This is a genomic window from Pseudomonas sp. S2_F07 (genome assembly GCF_054668325.1).
This window is the reverse complement of the sequence record NZ_CP162758.1, coordinates 1,561,472-1,580,867: the sequence shown is the minus strand read 5'-3', so window position 1 is coordinate 1,580,867 and position 19,396 is coordinate 1,561,472. Positions and strand designations below refer to the sequence as shown.

The 19,396-nt window shown below is 59.9% G+C and carries 16 protein-coding genes and 1 pseudogene; 9 read left to right on the top strand and 8 right to left on the bottom strand.

The annotated features are described in order from the left end of the window. Window positions 1-77: 77 nt before the first annotated feature. Together AB4O40_RS07165 and AB4O40_RS07160 are read right to left on the bottom strand one after the other, a co-directional pair. A complete protein-coding gene (locus AB4O40_RS07165) occupies window positions 78-2,303 on the bottom strand; it encodes an NADP-dependent isocitrate dehydrogenase (protein WP_223541441.1) in 2,226 nt (741 codons plus the stop codon). A gap of 337 nt (window positions 2,304-2,640) precedes the next feature. Beyond that, window positions 2,641-2,808, bottom strand: a complete 168-nt coding sequence (locus AB4O40_RS07160) for a hypothetical protein (protein WP_177336465.1) — start codon at window positions 2,806-2,808, stop codon at window positions 2,641-2,643. Here AB4O40_RS07160 and icd point away from each other — a divergent pair. After that, the gene (gene icd, locus AB4O40_RS07155; protein WP_007972065.1) at window positions 2,807-4,063 is read left to right on the top strand and encodes an NADP-dependent isocitrate dehydrogenase; all 1,257 of its coding nucleotides are present in this window, start codon (window positions 2,807-2,809) and stop codon (window positions 4,061-4,063) included. The two genes, AB4O40_RS07160 and icd, sit on opposite strands and share 2 nt — an antisense overlap. An 81-nt stretch (window positions 4,064-4,144) precedes the next feature. On the opposite strand, the gene cspD is transcribed toward icd, so the two are convergent. Further along, window positions 4,145-4,399, bottom strand: coding sequence for a cold shock domain-containing protein CspD (cspD, locus tag AB4O40_RS07150; protein ID WP_460055252.1), 255 nt, complete (start codon window positions 4,397-4,399; stop codon window positions 4,145-4,147). Window positions 4,400-4,623: 224 nt separating this feature from the next. Between cspD and clpS the strand changes: the two genes are divergently transcribed. After that, window positions 4,624-5,007, top strand: a complete 384-nt coding sequence (gene clpS, locus AB4O40_RS07145; protein ID WP_056723819.1) for an ATP-dependent Clp protease adapter ClpS — start codon at window positions 4,624-4,626, stop codon at window positions 5,005-5,007. A 30-nt stretch (window positions 5,008-5,037) separates the two neighbouring features. Next, entirely contained in the window at window positions 5,038-7,308 is a 2,271-nt protein-coding gene (gene clpA, locus AB4O40_RS07140; protein WP_056723817.1) for an ATP-dependent Clp protease ATP-binding subunit ClpA, read from the top strand. A 204-nt stretch (window positions 7,309-7,512) separates the two neighbouring features. On the opposite strand, the gene infA is transcribed toward clpA, so the two are convergent. The 4 genes and pseudogenes from infA to trxB all read right to left on the bottom strand — a co-directional run bounded on the left by infA (window position 7,513) and on the right by trxB (window position 10,309). Next, window positions 7,513-7,731, bottom strand: a complete 219-nt coding sequence (infA, locus tag AB4O40_RS07135) for a translation initiation factor IF-1 (protein WP_002553999.1) — start codon at window positions 7,729-7,731, stop codon at window positions 7,513-7,515. A 111-nt stretch (window positions 7,732-7,842) separates the two neighbouring features. Next, window positions 7,843-8,550 carry an arginyltransferase gene (locus AB4O40_RS07130; protein WP_056723815.1) on the bottom strand — a complete coding sequence of 236 codons (708 nt, stop codon included), beginning with the start codon at window positions 8,548-8,550 and terminating at the stop codon, window positions 7,843-7,845. A 57-nt stretch (window positions 8,551-8,607) separates the two neighbouring features. Next, window positions 8,608-9,287: pseudogene (gene aat / locus AB4O40_RS07125) on the bottom strand (leucyl/phenylalanyl-tRNA--protein transferase). Between the two features lie 62 nt (window positions 9,288-9,349). Next, window positions 9,350-10,309 carry a thioredoxin-disulfide reductase gene (trxB, locus tag AB4O40_RS07120; protein WP_056723812.1) on the bottom strand — a complete coding sequence of 320 codons (960 nt, stop codon included), beginning with the start codon at window positions 10,307-10,309 and terminating at the stop codon, window positions 9,350-9,352. 306 nt (window positions 10,310-10,615) lie between these two features. Between trxB and AB4O40_RS07115 the strand changes: the two genes are divergently transcribed. The 6 genes from AB4O40_RS07115 to cysG all read left to right on the top strand — a co-directional run bounded on the left by AB4O40_RS07115 (window position 10,616) and on the right by cysG (window position 18,277). Beyond that, window positions 10,616-13,027, top strand: a complete 2,412-nt coding sequence (locus AB4O40_RS07115) for a DNA translocase FtsK (RefSeq protein WP_460154688.1) — start codon at window positions 10,616-10,618, stop codon at window positions 13,025-13,027. Window positions 13,028-13,093: 66 nt separating this feature from the next. Beyond that, window positions 13,094-13,717 carry an outer membrane lipoprotein chaperone LolA gene (gene lolA / locus AB4O40_RS07110; protein ID WP_008049385.1) on the top strand — a complete coding sequence of 208 codons (624 nt, stop codon included), beginning with the start codon at window positions 13,094-13,096 and terminating at the stop codon, window positions 13,715-13,717. A gap of 171 nt (window positions 13,718-13,888) precedes the next feature. After that, on the top strand, window positions 13,889-15,211 hold the full coding sequence (locus tag AB4O40_RS07105; RefSeq protein WP_056723808.1) for a replication-associated recombination protein A: 1,323 nt from the start codon (window positions 13,889-13,891) through the stop codon (window positions 15,209-15,211). Then, complete coding sequence (gene crcB / locus AB4O40_RS07100) at window positions 15,211-15,585, top strand: fluoride efflux transporter CrcB (RefSeq protein ID WP_056723806.1); 375 nt, start codon at window positions 15,211-15,213, stop codon at window positions 15,583-15,585. The genes AB4O40_RS07105 and crcB overlap by 1 nt, the downstream gene beginning before the upstream one ends. Before the next feature lie 16 nt (window positions 15,586-15,601). Then, a complete protein-coding gene (gene serS, locus AB4O40_RS07095; RefSeq protein ID WP_056723804.1) occupies window positions 15,602-16,882 on the top strand; it encodes a serine--tRNA ligase in 1,281 nt (426 codons plus the stop codon). Further along, on the top strand, window positions 16,883-18,277 hold the full coding sequence (cysG, locus tag AB4O40_RS07090; RefSeq protein ID WP_056723802.1) for a siroheme synthase CysG: 1,395 nt from the start codon (window positions 16,883-16,885) through the stop codon (window positions 18,275-18,277). A gap of 117 nt (window positions 18,278-18,394) precedes the next feature. On the opposite strand, the gene AB4O40_RS07085 is transcribed toward cysG, so the two are convergent. Next, complete coding sequence (locus AB4O40_RS07085) at window positions 18,395-19,396, bottom strand: glutathione S-transferase family protein (protein ID WP_460055261.1); 1,002 nt, start codon at window positions 19,394-19,396, stop codon at window positions 18,395-18,397.

Sequence of the window (19,396 nt, the reverse complement as noted above, 5' to 3'; positions counted from 1 at the left end):
AGGCTGCGATCTTTTGATCTTCGCCAGAAACACAAACCCCGGCACAGGGCCGGGGTTTGTGGTGTTCCCTTACAACCTTAAACCAGCGCAGCAACTGCCGCGTTGAAGGTAGCGCTTGGGCGCATGGCCTTGCTGATCAGCTCGGCGTCGGCGTGGTAGTAGCCGCCGATGTCCACTGGCTTGCCCTGGACGGCGTTGAGTTCGGCAACGATGGTCGCCTCGTTCTCGGTCAGGGTCTTGGCCAGGGTCGCGAACTGCGCTTGCAGTGCAGCGTCTTCGGTCTGGGCAGCCAGGGCCTGGGCCCAGTACAGCGCCAGGTAGAAGTGGCTGCCGCGGTTGTCGATGTTGCCGACTTTGCGCGATGGCGACTTGTTGTTGTCCAGGAACTGGCCGGTGGCCTGGTCCAGGGTCTTGGCCAGGACCAGCGCCTTTGGATTGTTGTAGGTCACGCCCAGGTGTTCCAGGGACGCGGCCAGGGCCAGGAATTCACCCAGCGAATCCCAGCGCAGGAAGTTCTCTTCCAGCAGCTGCTGAACGTGCTTCGGAGCCGAACCGCCAGCGCCGGTTTCGAACAGGCCACCGCCGTTCATCAGCGGCACGATCGACAGCATCTTGGCGCTGGTGCCCAGTTCCATGATCGGGAACAGGTCGGTCAGGTAGTCGCGCAGTACGTTGCCGGTCACCGAGATGGTGTCCTTGCCGGCGCGGGTGCGCTGCAGGGTGTACTTCATTGCGTCGACCGGCGCCATGATCTGGATGTCCAGGCCGGCAGTGTCGTGATCCTTCAGGTAAGCCTGAACCTTCTCGATCACTACGCCGTCGTGGGCGCGCATCGGGTCCAGCCAGAAGATCGCCGGGGTCGCGCTTGCGCGAGCACGGTTGACGGCCAGTTTGACCCAGTCCTGGATCGGCGCGTCTTTGGTCTGGCACATGCGGAAGATGTCGCCGGCTTCAACAGCCTGTTCCATCAGCAGGTTGCCCTTGCCGTCGGTGACGCGAACAACGCCGTCAGCCTTGATCTGGAAAGTCTTGTCGTGGGAGCCGTACTCTTCGGCTTTCTTCGCCATCAGGCCAACGTTCGGCACACTGCCCATGGTGGTCGGATCGAACGCACCGTTGGCTTTGCAATCTTCGATCACGGCCTGGTAGATGGTGGCGTAGCAGCGATCCGGGATCACGGCCTTGGTGTCGTGCAACTGGCCGTCGGTGCCCCACATCTTGCCGGAGTCACGGATCATCGCAGGCATCGAGGCGTCGACGATCACGTCGCTCGGCACGTGCAGGTTGGTGATGCCTTTGTCGGAGTTGACCATCGCCAGGGAAGGGCGAACGGCGTAGACCGCCTGGATGTCAGCTTCGATGGCCGCTTGCTGTTCAGCAGGCAGGGCCTTGATGCGAGCGTACAGGTCGCCGATGCCGTTGTTCAGGTTGAAGCCGATCTGTGCCAACACGTCAGCGTGCTTGGCCAGTGCGTCTTTATAGAACTCGGCAACGATCTGGCCGAACATGATCGGGTCGGAGACCTTCATCATGGTGGCTTTCAGGTGAACCGACAGCAGCACGCCTTGTGCCTTGGCGTCTTCGATTTCGGCCGCGATGAAGCTGCGCAGGGCGTTTTTGCTCAGTACCGCGCAATCGAGGATCTCACCGGCTTGTACGCTGGTCTTTTCTTTCAGGACGGTAGCAGTGCCGTCTTGAGCGATCAGTTCGATTTTCACGGCGTCAGCGGCGTCGATCAGGGCGGCTTTTTCGCTGCCGTAGAAATCGCCGGTGCCCATGTGCGCGATGTGGGACTTGGAGTCCTTGGCCCACGCGCCCATTTTGTGCGGGTGCTTGCGTGCGTAGTTCTTGACCGACAACGGAGCGCGGCGGTCGGAGTTGCCTTCACGCAGGACCGGGTTCACGGCGCTGCCCTTGATCTTGTCGTAACGCGCCTTGGCTACTTTGTCGGCGTCGCTGGTGACGGTCTCGGGGTAGTCCGGAAGTGCATAGCCCTGGGCTTGCAGCTCTTTGATCGCGGCTTGCAGTTGTGGAACCGAAGCGCTGATGTTCGGTAGCTTGATGATGTTGGCTTCAGGCGTAACGGCCAGGGCGCCCAGTTCGGCGAGGTGGTCGGCTACGGCTTTGTCACCCAGTTGCTCGGGGAAGCTGGCCAGGATGCGCCCTGCAAGAGAGATATCGCGGGTTTCAACGGCGATATCAGCCGAGGCGGTGAACGCCTCTACGATAGGCAACAGTGAATAGGTGGCGAGGGCAGGAGCTTCGTCGGTGAAGGTATAGATGATCTTCGAGCGGGTGGGCATATTCGGATTAACTCTCTCTTCTTTGCTAAAGCGTGCGCAGAAACTCGAGGGCGCCGGGTAAGCGCGTTCGTTCAAAGTCATCCATGAGCCGAATATCGAGGTTTCGTTGCTGTGATGTTGGGTGCATCAGTAGGGCGTCAAGTAGCCGGACTGCGATAACAGGCCGGCTTGCCGGGCGGAAAGTCTCGTCGTAGAGCACTTCAGCCGTCGTGACCCTGTGGTCAGCGGGCGGCATTATACATAGGTAGCTGGCAATCTGCCGATGGTTCATATGCAACGAATGTCGTCCATTGGTCTAAAGGTCGCAGGGGCGAGCAGGGGCGAGCAGGGCGTAAGGTCACACGTCGTGCTTGGTTTTGGCGCTTTTCCCTTTGCTTTCAGGCTTGTAGCGCACGAGTTGCAAGGCTTTGCGCCAGATCGATGGAACATAGGGTTTGCGCGCCGATTCAACTGGGTTACGCTCGAACCAAGCCAGATGTTCAATCCAATCAATGGAGTTCAGCATGGGTTACAAGAAGATTCAGGTTCCAGCCGTCGGCGACAAAATCACCGTCAATGCAGACCATTCTCTCAATGTTCCTAATAACCCGATCATCCCCTTCATCGAAGGCGACGGCATTGGCGTCGACATCAGCCCGGTCATGATCAAGGTTGTCGATGCTGCCGTTAAGAAGGCTTACGGCGGCGAGCGCAAGATTTCCTGGATGGAGGTGTACGCCGGGGAGAAAGCGACTCAGGTTTACGATCAGGACACCTGGCTGCCTCAGGAAACCCTGGACGCGGTCAAGGATTACGTGGTTTCCATCAAGGGCCCGCTGACCACTCCGGTCGGTGGCGGCATCCGTTCCCTGAACGTGGCCCTGCGCCAGCAACTCGACCTGTACGTCTGCCTGCGCCCGGTGCGCTGGTTCGAAGGCGTGCCTAGCCCGGTGAAAAAGCCTGGCGATGTCGACATGACCATTTTCCGCGAGAACTCCGAAGACATCTACGCGGGCATCGAGTGGAAGGCCGGTACGCCGGAAGCCACCAAGGTCATCAAGTTCCTGAAAGAAGAAATGGGCGTTACCAAGATCCGTTTCGACGAGAACTGCGGTATCGGCGTCAAGCCGGTGTCCCTGCAAGGCACCAAGCGTCTGGCACGCAAGGCCCTGCAATATGTGGTCGATAATGATCGCGATTCGCTGACCATCGTGCACAAAGGCAACATCATGAAGTTCACCGAAGGTGCCTTCAAGGAATGGGCCTACGAAGTGGCGGCTGAAGAGTTCGGCGCGACCCTGCTCGACGGCGGTCCGTGGATGCAGTTCAAGAACCCGAAAACCGGCAAGAACGTCATCGTCAAGGATGCCATCGCCGACGCCATGCTCCAGCAGATCCTGTTGCGCCCGGCCGAGTACGATGTGATCGCGACCCTGAACCTGAACGGCGACTACCTCTCCGACGCCCTGGCGGCGGAAGTGGGCGGTATCGGTATCGCGCCGGGTGCCAACCTGTCCGACACCGTGGCCATGTTCGAAGCCACCCACGGTACTGCGCCGAAGTACGCAGGCAAGGACCAGGTCAACCCGGGTTCGCTGATCCTGTCCGCTGAAATGATGCTGCGCCACATGGGCTGGACCGAAGCGGCCGACCTGATCATCAAGGGCACCAACGGCGCGATTTCCGCCAAGACCGTGACCTATGACTTCGAGCGCCTGATGGAAGGTGCCAAGTTGGTGTCGTCTTCCGGCTTCGGCGATGCGCTGATCTCGCACATGTAAGAAAACGCTGGCACACAAAAAACCGCCTGATTCGAGAGATTGAACCAGGCGGTTTTTTTATGTCGCAATGACGGTGTGGGCTTACACTGTAACGGTCTGTTGCGGGGTGGATGCCGTCGCTTTTGAAGCGTCCGCCGGGTTCCCGATGTTGACCGCGTGCAGGCCCTTGGGGCCCTGGATGATATCGAATACGACAGCTTGCCCGGCTTTCAGGGTTTTATAACCATCCATTTTAATGGCTGAGTAGTGGGCAAACAGATCTTCTGTCTTGCCTTCCTCGTTGATGAATCCGTAACCCTTGGCATTGTTGAACCACTTCACCTTGCCGACAGCCATACCCAACTCCCTCTGCAACAGACTCCATCACTGGAGTATCATCCAGTACATCCGCAGTCGAATCTGTAAATAAGATTGACTCCGCGGACCTTTTTTACCCACTGTGGGCTCTATTGGTTGTAACACCCTTTTGCCGATAGTCAAGCTGACCCGGCAGTCGGAGTTGAAATCGCTGATAGCCGCCCCCACCACTGTATTTGAACAACTGACGAACCTTTCTTTCCATGCATGCAATCAGCCAGATTCGACTAACATTCAATCAGGATCGCCCGGTTCTTCAAAAAGATCAGCCGGGGGCACACGACGACGATTCCGCAGGCATTGCTGTTCAGGAGGCAAAGCCTGCACTACAGGCGCCGCCGATGTACAAGGTGGTTTTGTTCAATGATGACTACACACCGATGGATTTCGTCGTCGAAGTGCTCGAGGTGTTTTTTAACCTGAATCGCGAGCTGGCGACCAAGGTCATGCTGGCCGTCCATACAGAAGGACGGGCAGTATGTGGAGTGTTTACCCGCGACATCGCCGAGACCAAGGCCATGCAGGTCAACCAGTACGCCAGGGAAAGCCAGCATCCGCTACTCTGTGAAATCGAGAAGGACGGTTAATCGCCGACCACTTGGGTATGAGGTGAAGCTATGTTAAACCGCGAGCTCGAAGTCACCCTCAATCTTGCCTTCAAGGAAGCTCGTTCGAAGCGTCATGAGTTCATGACTGTCGAACACCTCTTGCTGGCCCTATTGGACAATGAGGCTGCCGCCACCGTTCTGCGTGCGTGCGGCGCAAACCTCGACAAACTCAAGCATGACCTGCAGGAGTTCATCGACTCCACCACGCCATTGATTCCCGTGCATGACGAGGATCGCGAAACCCAGCCAACCCTGGGCTTCCAGCGTGTACTGCAACGTGCTGTGTTTCACGTACAGAGCTCGGGCAAACGCGAAGTGACTGGTGCCAATGTGCTGGTCGCGATCTTCAGTGAGCAAGAGAGTCAGGCGGTGTTCCTGCTGAAACAGCAGAGCGTTGCCCGTATAGATGTCGTCAACTACATTGCCCATGGCATTTCCAAGGTGCCGGGGCATGGCGATCACTCTGAAGGTGAGCAAGATATGCAGGACGACGAGGGCGGTGAGTCTTCTTCCTCGGGCAATCCCCTGGATGCTTATGCCAGCAACCTCAACGAACTCGCGCGCCAGGGTCGCATCGATCCGTTGGTAGGTCGTGAGCTGGAAGTCGAGCGTGTCGCGCAGATCCTGGCGCGTCGCCGCAAGAACAATCCGCTGCTGGTGGGCGAGGCGGGCGTGGGTAAAACCGCGATTGCCGAAGGCCTGGCCAAGCGCATTGTCGACAACCAGGTGCCGGACCTGCTGGCCAACAGTGTGGTTTACTCCCTCGACCTGGGTGCCTTGCTGGCCGGTACCAAGTACCGTGGCGATTTCGAGAAGCGCTTCAAGGCGTTGCTCAATGAACTGAAAAAACGTCCGCAGGCGATCCTGTTCATCGACGAGATCCACACCATCATTGGTGCGGGTGCCGCGTCCGGTGGCGTCATGGATGCCTCGAACCTGCTCAAGCCGCTGCTGTCGTCCGGTGATATCCGTTGCATCGGTTCGACCACCTTCCAGGAATTCCGCGGCATCTTCGAGAAGGACCGTGCCTTGGCCCGGCGCTTCCAGAAGGTCGATGTGTCGGAGCCTTCGGTGGAAGACACCATTGGCATTCTGCGTGGCCTGAAAGGGCGTTTCGAAAGCCATCACAATATCGAATACAGTGATGAAGCCCTGCGCGCGGCTGCCGAACTGGCTTCGCGCTACATCAATGACCGTCACATGCCGGACAAGGCCATCGACGTCATCGACGAGGCGGGTGCCTACCAGCGCCTGCAACCGGTCGAGAAGCGTGTGAAGCGCATCGAAGTGCCGCAAGTCGAGGATATCGTCGCGAAAATCGCGCGGATTCCGCCAAAACACGTCACCAGCTCCGACAAGGAACTGCTGCGTAACCTCGAGCGTGACCTGAAGTTGACCGTGTTCGGTCAGGACGCCGCGATCGACTCGCTGGCTACCGCGATCAAGCTGTCCCGTGCCGGCCTCAAGTCCCCTGACAAGCCTGTCGGTTCGTTCCTGTTCGCAGGGCCTACCGGTGTCGGTAAAACCGAAGCGGCGCGTCAGTTGGCCAAGGCCCTGGGTGTCGAGCTGATTCGTTTCGACATGTCCGAGTACATGGAGCGCCACACCGTATCGCGTCTGATCGGTGCGCCTCCAGGCTATGTCGGGTTCGATCAGGGCGGTCTGCTGACCGAAGCCATCACCAAGCAGCCACACTGCGTGCTGTTGCTCGATGAGATCGAGAAGGCGCATCCGGAAGTCTTCAACCTGCTGCTGCAGGTCATGGACCACGGTACGCTGACCGATAACAACGGGCGCAAGGCGGATTTCCGCAACGTGATCGTCATCATGACGACCAACGCCGGTGCCGAGACCGCAGCCCGCGCTTCGATCGGTTTCACCTATCAGGATCACTCGTCCGATGCGATGGAAGTGATCAAGAAGAGCTTCACGCCGGAATTCCGCAACCGTCTGGACACCATCATCCAGTTTGGTCGCCTCAGTCATGAGGTCATCAAGAGCGTGGTGGACAAGTTCCTTACCGAGCTTCAGGCGCAACTGGAAGACAAGCGTGTGTTGCTGGAGGTCACCGATGCAGCCCGCAACTGGCTGGCCGAAGGTGGCTATGACGCGGCGATGGGGGCTCGCCCAATGGCTCGCCTGATCCAGGACAAGATCAAGCGTCCGCTGGCGGAGGAGATTCTCTTTGGCGAACTGGCCGAGCATGGCGGTGTGGTACACATCGACATCAAGGATGGTGAGCTGACCTTCGAGTTCGAGACCACGGCCGAGATGGCCTGACGTTAAACCGCAATAAAGCAAAAAGGCGCCAATTGGCGCCTTTTTGCTGTCTGTAGGAGCTGCCGAAGGCTGCGATCTTTTGATTTTGTTTTTAAGATCAAAAGATCGCAGCCTTCGGCAGCTCCTACAAGGGCAGCGTGCGGCAGCTAAATCGCAGGCAAACAAAAACGCCCGGCATGAGCCGGGCGTCTTGTATTGACTTGATTAACGGGCGCGGTAAGTGATGCGCCCTTTGCTCAAGTCATAGGGAGTCAGCTCTACGCGCACTTTGTCGCCGGTAAGAATACGGATGTAGTTCTTGCGCATCTTGCCGGAGATGTGCGCGGTTACGACGTGCCCATTTTCCAACTCCACACGAAACATGGTGTTGGGCAGGGTGTCGACGACAGTGCCTTCCATTTCGAAGCTGTCTTCTTTCGACATGCAGTAAAGCCCTCGGTGTCCAATGAATGGCCCGGTGCAACTGCGCCAGGCAAAAGCGGCGTGCATTGTGCCCGAAAAGTGGGGTTTAAGCCAAGGGGTTTAGGGCCGGCTCTAGTTTAGAACCACCCAGCGCTGATTAATCAGCAACTCAATAGGGCGATATTGAGTCTTGTAGTTCATTTTTTTGCAGTTTTTGATCCAGTAGCCGAGGTAGACCGCATCCAGCCCCAGCCGCCTGGCCTCGGCGATTTGCCAGAGGATTGCATAGCGCCCAAGGCTGCGGCGCTCTTCGGCCGGTTCGTAGAAGGTGTAGACCGCCGAAAGACCGTTCGGCAGTAAATCGGTGACGGCGACGGCCAGAAGCTGGCCGTTCAGGCGGAACTCGTAAAATCGGGAAAACGGCAGGTCCCGCACCAGGAATGTCGAGAACTGGTCGCGACTCGGCGGATACATGTCGCCATCGGCGTGACGCTGTTCGATATAGCGCTGGTAAAGGTCGAAGTACTCTTCATTGAAGCCGGGCCTGGCCGGACGCACCTGCAAATCCACGTTGCGCTTGAAGATGCGTTTCTGTTGCCGGTTGGGCGTGAACTGCCCCACGGGAATGCGCGCCGGAACGCAGGCATTGCAATTCTGGCAATGCGGCCGATAGAGATGATCGCCACTGCGACGAAACCCCATTTCCGACAGGTCTGCATAGACATGCACATCCATGGGCTGACTAGGGTCGAGAAACAGGGTTGTGGCCTGCTCCTCGGGCAGATAACTGCAAGAGTGCGGCTGAGTGGCATAGAACTTCAAACGCGCCAACTCGGTCATGATCAACCCTCGGGATAATGCTTTTGAATAAGTGTAAGCCACACGGGAGAAAGTCGCTCAGCAAACCCAGGTGGCGGTGTTGGCTTGGTCCAGGTGCCTGGCCAGATAGCTGGCAAATTCACGGCGAGGAATGGCGCGTGCGCCCAGGCTGTGCAGGTGGTCGGTGGGCATCTGGCAATCGATCAGTACAAAACCCGAGTCTTTCAGATGCCGCACCAGTGTGGCAAAGCCGAATTTCGAGGCGTTGTCGGCGAGGCTGAACATGGATTCGCCGAAAAACAGCTGGCCCATTGCCAGGCCGTAGAGCCCGCCCACGAGTTCGTCCCCGTCCCACACTTCCACCGAGTGCGCGTGTCCACGCCTGTGCAGCTCGATGTAGGCGTCCTGCATGGCCTCGGTAATCCACGTGCCGTCAGCGTACTCCCGGGGGCTGCACAGGCGCGGATGACGGCAGCGAAGTCCTGGTCAAAGGTCACTTGATAGCGTTGCTGGCGCAGCAGTTTGTTCAGACTGCGCGAGATGTGCAATTCGTCGGGAAACAGCACGGTACGCGGGTCCGGCGACCACCAGAGGATCGGCTGGCCTTCGGAAAACCATGGGAAGCAGCCGTGGCGATAAGCCGAGATCAGCCGATCGGCAGACAGATCACCACCGGCAGCCAGAAGCCCGTTGGGGTCGCGCATGGCCTTTTCCAGCGGTGGGAAATGCAAGGTGTTGCGTTGTAACCAAGTCAGCATGGCATCCAGGCTTGCAGAAGGGGAGGGCAGTGGCGGGTGTTGGCCCGCCATAAAGTTTGCCTTTAAACGGTTGGAATGTCGTCGAGGTATTTTTCAGCGTCCAGCGCCGCCATGCAACCGGCCCCGGCAGATGTAACGGCCTGGCGATAAACGTGGTCGGCCACGTCGCCGGCGGCAAACACCCCTGCAATCGCCGTAGCGGTGGCATCGCCTTCGCTGCCACCCTTGACCTGCAGATATCCGTCGCGCATTTCCAGCTGGCCCGCGAACAGGTCGGTGTTGGGTTTGTGGCCGATGGCGATAAACACCCCGGCCAATGTCAGCTCCTTGGTTTCACCGGTGTGGCTGTCCCGCAGGCGGGCGCCGGTCACGCCGCTGGCATTGCCGAGCACTTCGTCCAGGTTCTGGTTCCAGTGCAGGCGGACATTGCCATTGGCGGCTTTTTCGAAGAGTTTGTCCTGGAGGATCTTCTCCGAGCGCAGCTTGTCGCGCCGATGGATCAGGTGCACTTCCTTGGCGATGTTCGACAGGTACAAGGCTTCCTCGACCGCCGTATTGCCGCCGCCGACCACCGCAACCACCTGATTGCGATAGAAAAATCCATCACAGGTCGCGCACGCCGACACTCCTTTGCCGGCAAACGCTTCCTCCGACGGCAGACCCAGGTATTGCGCGCTGGCGCCGGTGGCAATGATCAGTGCGTCGCAGGTGTAGGTTCCGCCATCGCCAATCAGCTCGAACGGCCGTTGTTGCAACTTGGCGGTATGGATGTGGTCGTAAACGATCTCGGTGGCAAAGCGTTCGGCGTGTTTTTGCATGCGATCCATCAGCACCGGCCCGGTCAGGCCTTCAACGTCCCCTGGCCAGTTATCCACTTCGACGGTGGTGGTGAGCTGGCCACCCGCCTGGATGCCGGTAATGACAACGGGCTTGAGGTTGGCGCGGGCGGCATACACGGCCGCGCTGTAACCGGCGGGGCCGGAGCCCAGGATGATCAGGCGTGAATGCTTCGCTTCGCTCATAAAAACACCTCATAAGCCTTTGTCACAAAAGAGAATGCATGCTCAAATTGAACAGCATGTCATATGCTTTTGACTATGCTACACCCAAGGGTCTCAAGCATGGCGTCGTGCGTACAAACCCGTACAATGCCCTGCGTGTTACATATATTCAGTGCGCGCCATGTTTATAAAAACCGGGGCGCAGTGTTAAAAGTAGTCCCGGTAACGCGTGTTAACTTTTTTACCTGCCTGGATTGGGCAGTTTTTTCGCGGTTTTTATAGACATTCACCAGATGGACGCGCCCATGGCGCAGGAAAAGAAGCGTTTTGAAGAAATCCACCGCAGCACCTAAACCAGCCGTCGTACCGCTCTGGCGCCAGCACTTGCACTACCGACTCAAGGAAGGTGCGCTGATCGCCATCGGTGCCTTGTGCCTGTTCTTGATGATGGCCTTGTTGACCTACGGCAAGGACGATCCGGGCTGGAGTCATAACAGCAAGATCGACGATGTGCAGAACTTCGGCGGGCCAGCGGGCTCCTACAGCGCCGATATCCTGTTCATGGTGCTGGGTTACTTCGCCTACATCTTCCCGTTGCTGCTGGCCGTCAAGGCGTACCAGATCTTCCGCCAGCGTCACGAACCGTGGCAGTGGAGCGGTTGGCTGTTCTCCTGGCGCCTGATCGGCCTGGTGTTCCTGGTGCTGTCGGGGGCCGCGCTGGCCCATATCCATTTTCATGCCGCGACCGGTCTGCCGGCCGGTGCGGGTGGCGCGCTGGGGGAAAGCCTCGGCGAACTGGCCGGGAACGCCCTGAATATCCAGGGCAGCACGCTGTTGTTCATTGCCTTGTTCCTGTTCGGCCTGACTGTGTTTACCGATCTGTCGTGGTTCAAGGTGATGGACATCACCGGCAAAATCACCCTCGACCTGTTCGAGCTGTTCCAGGGCGCCGCCAATCGCTGGTGGGCTGCCCGTACCGAGCGCAAACAACTGGTTGCCCGGTTGCGTGAAGTCGATGATCGTATGGATGAAGTGGTCGCGCCGACCGTCACCGACAAGCGCGAGCAGGCCAAGGTCAAGGAACGCCTGATCGAACGTGAGCAAGCCCTGAGCAAGCACATGTCCGAGCGTGAGAAGCAGGTGCCGCCGGTGATTGCGCCCGCGCCGCCAAAGCCCGCCGCGCCGAGCAAGCGCGTCGAGAAAGAGAAGCAGGCGCCGCTGTTCGTCGACAGCGCCGTGGAAGGCACCTTGCCGCCGATCTCGATTCTCGACCCGGCGGAAAAGAAACAGCTCAATTACTCGCCTGAATCCCTGGCTGCGGTTGGCCACCTGCTGGAAATCAAGCTCAAGGAATTCGGCGTCGAAGTCACGGTGGATTCGATTCACCCGGGCCCGGTGATCACCCGTTACGAGATCCAGCCGGCGGCCGGGGTCAAGGTCAGCCGTATTTCAAACCTGGCCAAAGACCTTGCCCGCTCCCTGGCCGTGACCAGCGTGCGCGTGGTGGAAGTGATTCCGGGCAAGACCACGGTCGGTATCGAGATTCCCAACGAAGACCGGCAGATCGTGCGTTTCTCCGAGGTGTTGTCGACCCCCGAGTACGACAACTTCAAATCCCCGGTCACCCTGGCCCTGGGCCACGACATCGGCGGCAAGCCGGTGATCACTGACCTGGCGAAGATGCCGCACCTGCTGGTGGCCGGTACCACCGGTTCCGGTAAGTCGGTGGGTGTGAACGCGATGATCCTGTCGATCCTGTTCAAGTCCGGCCCGGAAGACGCCAAGCTGATCATGATCGACCCGAAAATGCTTGAGCTGTCGATCTACGAAGGCATTCCGCACCTGCTGTGCCCGGTGGTCACCGACATGAAGGACGCCGCCAACGCCCTGCGCTGGAGCGTTGCCGAGATGGAGCGACGCTACAAGCTGATGGCCAAGATGGGGGTGCGAAACCTGTCGGGCTTCAACGCCAAGGTCAAGGAAGCCCAGGACGCCGGCGAGCCGTTGAGCGATCCGCTGTACAAGCGCGAAAGCATCCACGACGAAGCGCCGCTGCTGAGCAAGCTGCCGACCATCGTGGTGGTGGTCGACGAATTTGCCGACATGATGATGATCGTCGGCAAGAAGGTTGAAGAACTGATTGCCCGTATCGCGCAAAAGGCGCGTGCGGCCGGTATCCACTTGATCCTGGCGACCCAGCGTCCGTCGGTGGATGTGATCACCGGTCTGATCAAGGCCAACATCCCGACCCGCATGGCGTTCCAGGTATCGAGCAAGATCGACTCGCGGACCATCATCGACCAGGGCGGCGCCGAACAACTGCTCGGCCACGGTGACATGCTCTACATGCCACCGGGCACCAGCCTGCCGATTCGTGTTCACGGTGCTTTCGTGTCCGACGATGAGGTTCACCGCGTGGTGGAAGCCTGGAAGCTGCGGGGCGCGCCGGAATACAACGACGACATCCTCAATGGCGTCGAAGAGGCGGGCAGCGGCTTTGAAGGCAGCAGTGGTGGCGGCGACGGTGACGATCCCGAGGCCGATGCGCTGTACGACGAAGCCGTGCAGTTCGTGCTGGAAAGCCGTCGCGCCTCCATTTCCGCGGTTCAGCGCAAACTGAAGATCGGCTACAACCGCGCCGCGCGCATGATCGAAGCCATGGAAATGGCCGGGGTCGTGACGTCCATGAACACCAACGGTTCGCGTGAAGTCCTGGCCCCGGGCCCGGTGCGCGACTGACCCGAGTATGAAAAGGGTGGTGCCTTTGGCGCCGCCCGCACTCCCACGAATGTTATGAGGACTCCCATGCGTCTGATCCGCATGCTGTTGCTGCCGGTACTGGCCTTGACCACGCTCCAGGCTAACGCCGATGACAAGGACGTGGCGCGCCTGACCCAACTGCTGGAAAAATCCCAGACCCTGACCGCACGTTTCTCGCAACTGACCCTCGATGGCACCGGCACCCAGTTGCAGGAAACTGCTGGCGAGATGTCGCTGCAGCGTCCTGGCCTGTTCTACTGGCACACCGATGCGCCAGCCGAACAGACCATGATCTCCGATGGCAAGAAAGTCACCCTGTGGGACCCGGACCTGGAACAGGCCACCATCAAGAACCTCGACCAGCGCCTGACCCAGACCCCGGCCTTGCTGTTGTCCGGTGACGTGTCCAAGATCAGCCAGAGCTTCGACATCAGCGCCAAGGAAGCCGGTGGGGTGATCGACTTCACTCTCAAGCCGAAAACCAAGGACACCCTGTTCGACAGCCTGCGCCTGTCGTTCCGCAATGGCCTGGTCAATGATATGCAACTGATCGACAGCGTTGGTCAGCGCACCAATATCCTGTTCACCGGGGTGAAGGCCAACGAGCCGATCCCGGCGTCCAAGTTCAAGTTCGATATCCCGAAAGGGGCTGACGTAATTCAGGAATAAGACAGATAACCTGTGGGAGCGAGCTTGCTCGCGATGGCGGCATAACATTCAACAGCAATGTCGACTGACCTGACGCTATCGTCGGAACGCCGCCCGGAGCAAGCTCGCTCCCACAGGGGCTTGCGGTGTTTAATGATTTGGCTGATAGGCAGTGAGGTTTTTTAGGTAACCATGGATCTGTTTCGCAGCGCCCCCATCGCCCAGCCCTTGGCCGCCCGCCTGCGTGCGGCCAATCTGGACGAGTACGTCGGTCAGGAACACGTGCTCGCTCGCGGCAAACCCCTGCGCGAAGCGCTGGAGCAGGGTGCCCTGCATTCGATGATTTTCTGGGGACCGCCGGGCGTGGGCAAAACCACCCTGGCGCGATTGCTCGCGGAAGTCTCGGATGCGCACTTCGAAACGGTCTCGGCGGTGCTGGCCGGGGTCAAGGAGATCCGCCAGTCGGTGGAAATCGCCAAGCAGCAGGCCGCGCAGTACGGGCGCCGCACCATCCTGTTCGTCGACGAGGTGCATCGCTTCAACAAATCCCAGCAGGATGCGTTCCTGCCCTATGTCGAGGACGGCACGCTGATTTTCATCGGCGCGACCACGGAAAACCCCTCCTTCGAACTCAACAACGCCTTGCTGTCACGGGCGCGGGTCTACGTGCTCAAAAGCCTCGACGAAGCGGCCCTGCGCAAACTGGTGCAGCGCGCGCTGACCGAAGAGCGTGGCCTGGGCAAGCGCAACCTGACCCTCAGCGACGAAGGCTTCCAGATGCTGCTGTCGGCCGCCGATGGTGATGGCCGGCGCCTGCTCAACCTGCTGGAAAACGCCTCGGACCTGGCGGAAGACAACAGCGAGATCGGCACCGATCTCCTGCAAAGCCTGCTCGGCGATACCCGCCGGCGGTTCGACAAGGGCGGCGAAGCGTTCTACGACCAGATATCCGCGCTGCATAAATCGGTGCGCGGCTCCAACCCTGACGGCGCCTTGTATTGGTTTGCACGGATGATCGACGGCGGTTGCGACCCCCTCTACCTCGCCCGGCGCGTGGTGCGCATGGCCAGCGAAGACATCGGCAATGCCGACCCCCGCGCCCTGAGCCTGTGCCTGGCGGCCTGGGAGGTGCAGGAGCGCCTCGGCAGCCCCGAAGGCGAACTGGCGGTGGCCCAGGCCATCACCTACCTGGCTTGTGCGCCAAAGAGCAATGCGGTCTACATGGGCTTCAAGACCGCATTGCGCGCCGCCGCCGAGCACGGTTCTCTGGAAGTGCCGCTGCACCTGCGTAACGCGCCGACCAAACTTATGAAACAACTGGGCTACGGCGATGAATACCGTTATGCCCATGATGAGCCGGACGCCTATGCCGCTGGCGAAGACTATTTCCCGGAAGAACTCGACCCAATCCCGTTCTATCAGCCCGTGCCCCGTGGCCTGGAGTTGAAGATCGGCGAAAAACTCAATCACCTGGCGAAACTCGACCGTTTAAGCCCAAGGCAGCGGAGAAAATAGTGCTTCCCTTGATCGTTGCGGTTTCCGTCGGCGGGATGGCCGGCACGTTGTTGCGCTTCGCCACCGGCAACTGGATCAACGCGAATTGGCCGCGGCACTTCTATACAGCGACGCTGGCCGTTAATATCGTGGGCTGTTTGCTGATCGGCGTTCTATACGGTCTGTTTTTGATCCGCCCGGAGGTGCCCATCGAGGTGCGTGCCGGGTTGATCGTTGGCTTCCTCGGGGGGCTGACAACTTTTTCATCCTTTTCACTGGATACGGTGCGCCTGCTGGAAAGCGGGCAAGTGCCGCTGGCCCTGGGCTATGCGGCGCTCAGCGTATTCGGCGGGCTGCTTGCCACCTGGGCCGGCCTGTCCTTGACCAAACTTTGATAAACGAGAAACCGACATGCTCGATTCCAAACTGTTACGTAGCAACCTTCAGGACGTAGCGGACCGCCTGGCATCCCGTGGCTATACCCTGGATGTTGCGCGCATCGAAGCGCTGGAAGAACAGCGCAAGACCGTCCAGACCCGCACCGAAGCACTGCAGGCTGAACGTAATGCGCGCTCCAAATCCATCGGTCAGGCCAAGCAGCGCGGTGAAGACATCGCGCCGCTGATGGCGGACGTCGAGCGCATGGCGGGCGAATTGAGCGCCGGTAAAGTCGAACTGGACGCGATCCAGACCGATCTGGACTCGATCCTGCTAGGTATCCCCAACCTGCCGCACGAATCGGTACCGGTCGGCGAAGACGAAGACGGCAACGTCGAAGTGCGTCGCTGGGGTACCCCGACGGCCTTCGATTTCCCGGTTCAGGACCACGTCGCCCTGGGCGAGAAGTTCGGCTGGCTGGACTTCGAAACCGCCGCCAAGCTGTCCGGCGCCCGTTTCGCCCTGCTGCGCGGCCCGATCGCCCGTCTGCATCGCGCCCTGGCGCAATTCATGATCAACCTGCACGTCACCGAGCACGGCTACGAAGAGGCCTACACGCCTTATCTGGTCCAGGCCCCGGCGTTGCAAGGCACCGGCCAGTTGCCGAAGTTCGAAGAAGACCTGTTCAAGATCGCGCGCGAAGGCGAAGCCGACCTGTACCTGATCCCGACCGCCGAAGTGTCGCTGACCAACATCGTCGCCGGCGAAATCGTCGACTCGAAACTGCTGCCGATCAAGTTTGTCGCCCACACCCCGTGCTTCCGTAGCGAAGCCGGCGCGTCGGGTCGCGACACCCGCGGCATGATCCGCCAGCACCAGTTCGATAAAGTCGAGATGGTGCAGATCGTCGAGCCGTCGCAGTCGATGGCAGCGCTGGAAGGGCTGACTGCCAACGCCGAGAAGGTCCTGCAACTGCTGGAACTGCCTTACCGCACCCTGGCCTTGTGCACCGGCGACATGGGCTTCAGCGCGGTCAAGACTTACGACCTGGAAGTGTGGATCCCGAGCCAGGACAAATACCGCGAAATTTCGTCGTGCTCCAACTGTGGCGACTTCCAGGCCCGCCGCATGCAGGCGCGTTTCCGCAACCCGGAAACCGGCAAGCCTGAACTGGTACACACCCTGAACGGCTCCGGCCTGGCAGTCGGCCGTACCCTGGTGGCGGTGCTCGAGAACTATCAGCAGGCCGACGGTTCGATCCGCGTGCCTGAAGTCCTCAAGCCGTACATGGGTGGCCTCGAGGTCATCGGCTAAATGAACTATCTGCCGCTGTTCCATAACCTGCGCGGCAGTCGTGTGTTGGTCGTCGGCGGCGGGGAGATTGCCTTGCGCAAGTCCCGCCTGCTGGCCGATGCCGGTGCGCTGCTGCGGGTGGTTGCACCTGAAATCGAAGCGCAATTGCGCGAGCTGGTTACCGGCAGCGGTGGCGAGTGCCTGCTACGTGGCTACGCCGAGGCGGATCTGGACGGTTGCGGGCTGATCATTGCCGCCACCGACGACGAAACGCTGAACGCACAAGTCTCCGCCGACGCCCATCGGCGTTGCGTGCCGGTCAACGTGGTAGACGCGCCAGCCCTGTGCAGCGTGATCTTCCCGGCCATTGTCGACCGTTCTCCGTTGATCATTGCCGTGTCCAGCGGCGGCGATGCACCGGTGCTGGCGCGTTTGATCCGCGCCAAGATCGAAACCTGGATTCCTTCCACCTACGGTCACCTGGCCGGGCTTGCGGCGCGATTCCGTCATCAGGTCAAAGGCCTGTTTCCGGATGTGCAGCAGCGTCGGGCGTTCTGGGAAGATGTTTTCCAGGGACCTATTGCCGACCGGCAATTGGCCGGGCAGGGCGGCGAAGCCGAGCGCTTGCTCCAGGCGAAAATCGATGGCGAAGCGCCAGTGGCGACCGGTGAGGTCTATCTGGTGGGCGCCGGTCCGGGTGATCCCGATCTGCTGACGTTCAAGGCATTGCGTCTGATGCAGCAAGCCGACGTAGTGCTGTACGACCGTTTGGTCGCACCGGCGATTCTCGAACTGTGCCGTCGCGACGCCGAGCGGGTCTACGTCGGCAAGCGCCGAGCCGATCACGCGGTGCCGCAGGACCAGATCAACCAGCAATTGGTGGACCTGGCCAAGCAAGGCAAGCGCGTGGTGCGGTTGAAGGGCGGCGATCCGTTCATCTTCGGTCGTGGTGGTGAGGAGATCGAAGAACTGGCGGCCCATGGCATCCCGTTCCAGGTCGTGCCGGGTATCACGGCGGCCAGTGGTTGCGCGGCCTATGCCGGGATTCCGCTGACCCACCGCGATTATGCGCAGTCGGTGCGCTTCATCACCGGCCACCTCAAGGACGGCTCCAGCGATTTGCCATGGGCCGATCTGGTGGCCCCGGCACAGACCCTGGTGTTCTACATGGGCCTGGTGGGCTTGCCGATCATCTGCGAGCAGTTGATCAAGCATGGTCGCGCCGCCGATACCCCGGCGGCACTGATCCAGCAGGGCACCACAGTCAACCAGCGAGTGTTTACCGGCACCCTGGCGGACCTGCCACGACTGGTGGCGGAGCATGAAGTGCATGCGCCGACCTTGGTGATCGTCGGTGAAGTGGTGCAACTGCGCGAGAAACTGGCGTGGTTTGAAGGGGCTCAGGGGCAGGTCTGATTACTGCGTTGGCTGTTGCAAAAAGATCGCAGCCTTCGGCAGCTCCTACAGAGGTAAGGTGTACACCCTGTAGGAGCTGCCGAAGGTTCGGGCCGCGTTCGGACGATCTTTTGCTTTTTAACGCTTTTTCCAAACCCCTTTCCCGCTCAACCGCTCCCGATCATGGGGCGCGGTGAAGTCCTGCGCCGGACCTTTGGGCACCACACCCGTCGGGTTGATGGTGCGGTGGCTGGCGTAGTAGTGGTTCTTGATGTGGGTGAAGTCCACCGTCTCGGCGATTCCCGGCCACTGATAAATCTCCCGCAGCCAGTTCGACAGGTTCGGATAATCCGCGATCCGCCGCAGGTTGCACTTGAAGTGCCCGTAGTACACCGCATCGAAGCGAATCAGCGTGGTGAACAGGCGGATGTCCGCTTCGGTCAGGTACTCGCCAGCCAGGTAGCGGTTGGCACTCAGTAACTGTTCCAGATGATTGAGCTCGGCAAACACTTCATCGAAGGCTTGTTCATAAGCCTGCTGCGAGGTGGCAAACCCGGCGCGGTACACGCCATTATTGACGGCCGGGTAGATCCGCTCGTTCAACGCATCGATCTCGCCGCGCAGCGGCGCCGGGTAGAAGTCCAGGTCGTTACCGGTCAGATCGTCGAAGGCGCCATTGAACATGCGGATGATTTCCGATGATTCATTGTTGACGATGCGCTTGTGCTGTTTGTCCCACAGTACCGGTACGGTGACGCGGCCGGTGTAGTCGGCGGTGTCGGCGGTATAGCGCTGGTGCATGAAGTCGAAGTGATCGAGCCTGTCGCCGGTCGAACCGAGGGTCTGGTCGAAAGTCCAGCCGTTTTCCAGCATCAACCAACTGACCACCGAAACGTCGATCAGGTTTTCCAGGCCTTTGAGTTTGCGCAGGATTAAAGTGCGATGAGCCCACGGGCAGGCCAGGGACACGTACAGGTGATAGCGCCCGGGCTCGGCCGCAAAACCGCCGACGCCGGTCGGTCCCGGCTTGCCGTCTGCGGTCAACCAGTTGCGACGCTGCGCCTGTTCACGCTGGAACGCACCGTCCTTGCTGCTTTCGTACCACTTGTCCTGCCAGCGGCCATCCACTAATAAACCCAT

What these genes read in the sequence shown, in the direction of transcription:
- AB4O40_RS07165 (WP_223541441.1), bottom strand. Translation starts at nt 2,303, where the DNA reads ATGCCCACCCGCTCGAAGATCATCTATACCTTCACCGACGAAGCTCCT.
- icd (WP_007972065.1), top strand. Translation starts at nt 2,807, where the DNA reads ATGGGTTACAAGAAGATTCAGGTTCCAGCCGTCGGCGACAAAATCACC.
- AB4O40_RS07160 (WP_177336465.1), bottom strand. Translation starts at nt 2,808, where the DNA reads ATGCTGAACTCCATTGATTGGATTGAACATCTGGCTTGGTTCGAGCGT.
- cspD (WP_460055252.1), bottom strand. Translation starts at nt 4,399, where the DNA reads ATGGCTGTCGGCAAGGTGAAGTGGTTCAACAATGCCAAGGGTTACGGA.
- clpS (WP_056723819.1), top strand. Translation starts at nt 4,624, where the DNA reads ATGCATGCAATCAGCCAGATTCGACTAACATTCAATCAGGATCGCCCG.
- clpA (WP_056723817.1), top strand. Translation starts at nt 5,038, where the DNA reads ATGTTAAACCGCGAGCTCGAAGTCACCCTCAATCTTGCCTTCAAGGAA.
- infA (WP_002553999.1), bottom strand. Translation starts at nt 7,731, where the DNA reads ATGTCGAAAGAAGACAGCTTCGAAATGGAAGGCACTGTCGTCGACACC.
- AB4O40_RS07130 (WP_056723815.1), bottom strand. Translation starts at nt 8,550, where the DNA reads ATGACCGAGTTGGCGCGTTTGAAGTTCTATGCCACTCAGCCGCACTCT.
- trxB (WP_056723812.1), bottom strand. Translation starts at nt 10,309, where the DNA reads ATGAGCGAAGCGAAGCATTCACGCCTGATCATCCTGGGCTCCGGCCCC.
- lolA (WP_008049385.1), top strand. Translation starts at nt 13,094, where the DNA reads ATGCGTCTGATCCGCATGCTGTTGCTGCCGGTACTGGCCTTGACCACG.
- AB4O40_RS07105 (WP_056723808.1), top strand. Translation starts at nt 13,889, where the DNA reads ATGGATCTGTTTCGCAGCGCCCCCATCGCCCAGCCCTTGGCCGCCCGC.
- serS (WP_056723804.1), top strand. Translation starts at nt 15,602, where the DNA reads ATGCTCGATTCCAAACTGTTACGTAGCAACCTTCAGGACGTAGCGGAC.
- cysG (WP_056723802.1), top strand. Translation starts at nt 16,883, where the DNA reads ATGAACTATCTGCCGCTGTTCCATAACCTGCGCGGCAGTCGTGTGTTG.
- AB4O40_RS07085 (WP_460055261.1), bottom strand. Translation starts at nt 19,396, where the DNA reads ATGGGTTTATTAGTGGATGGCCGCTGGCAGGACAAGTGGTACGAAAGC.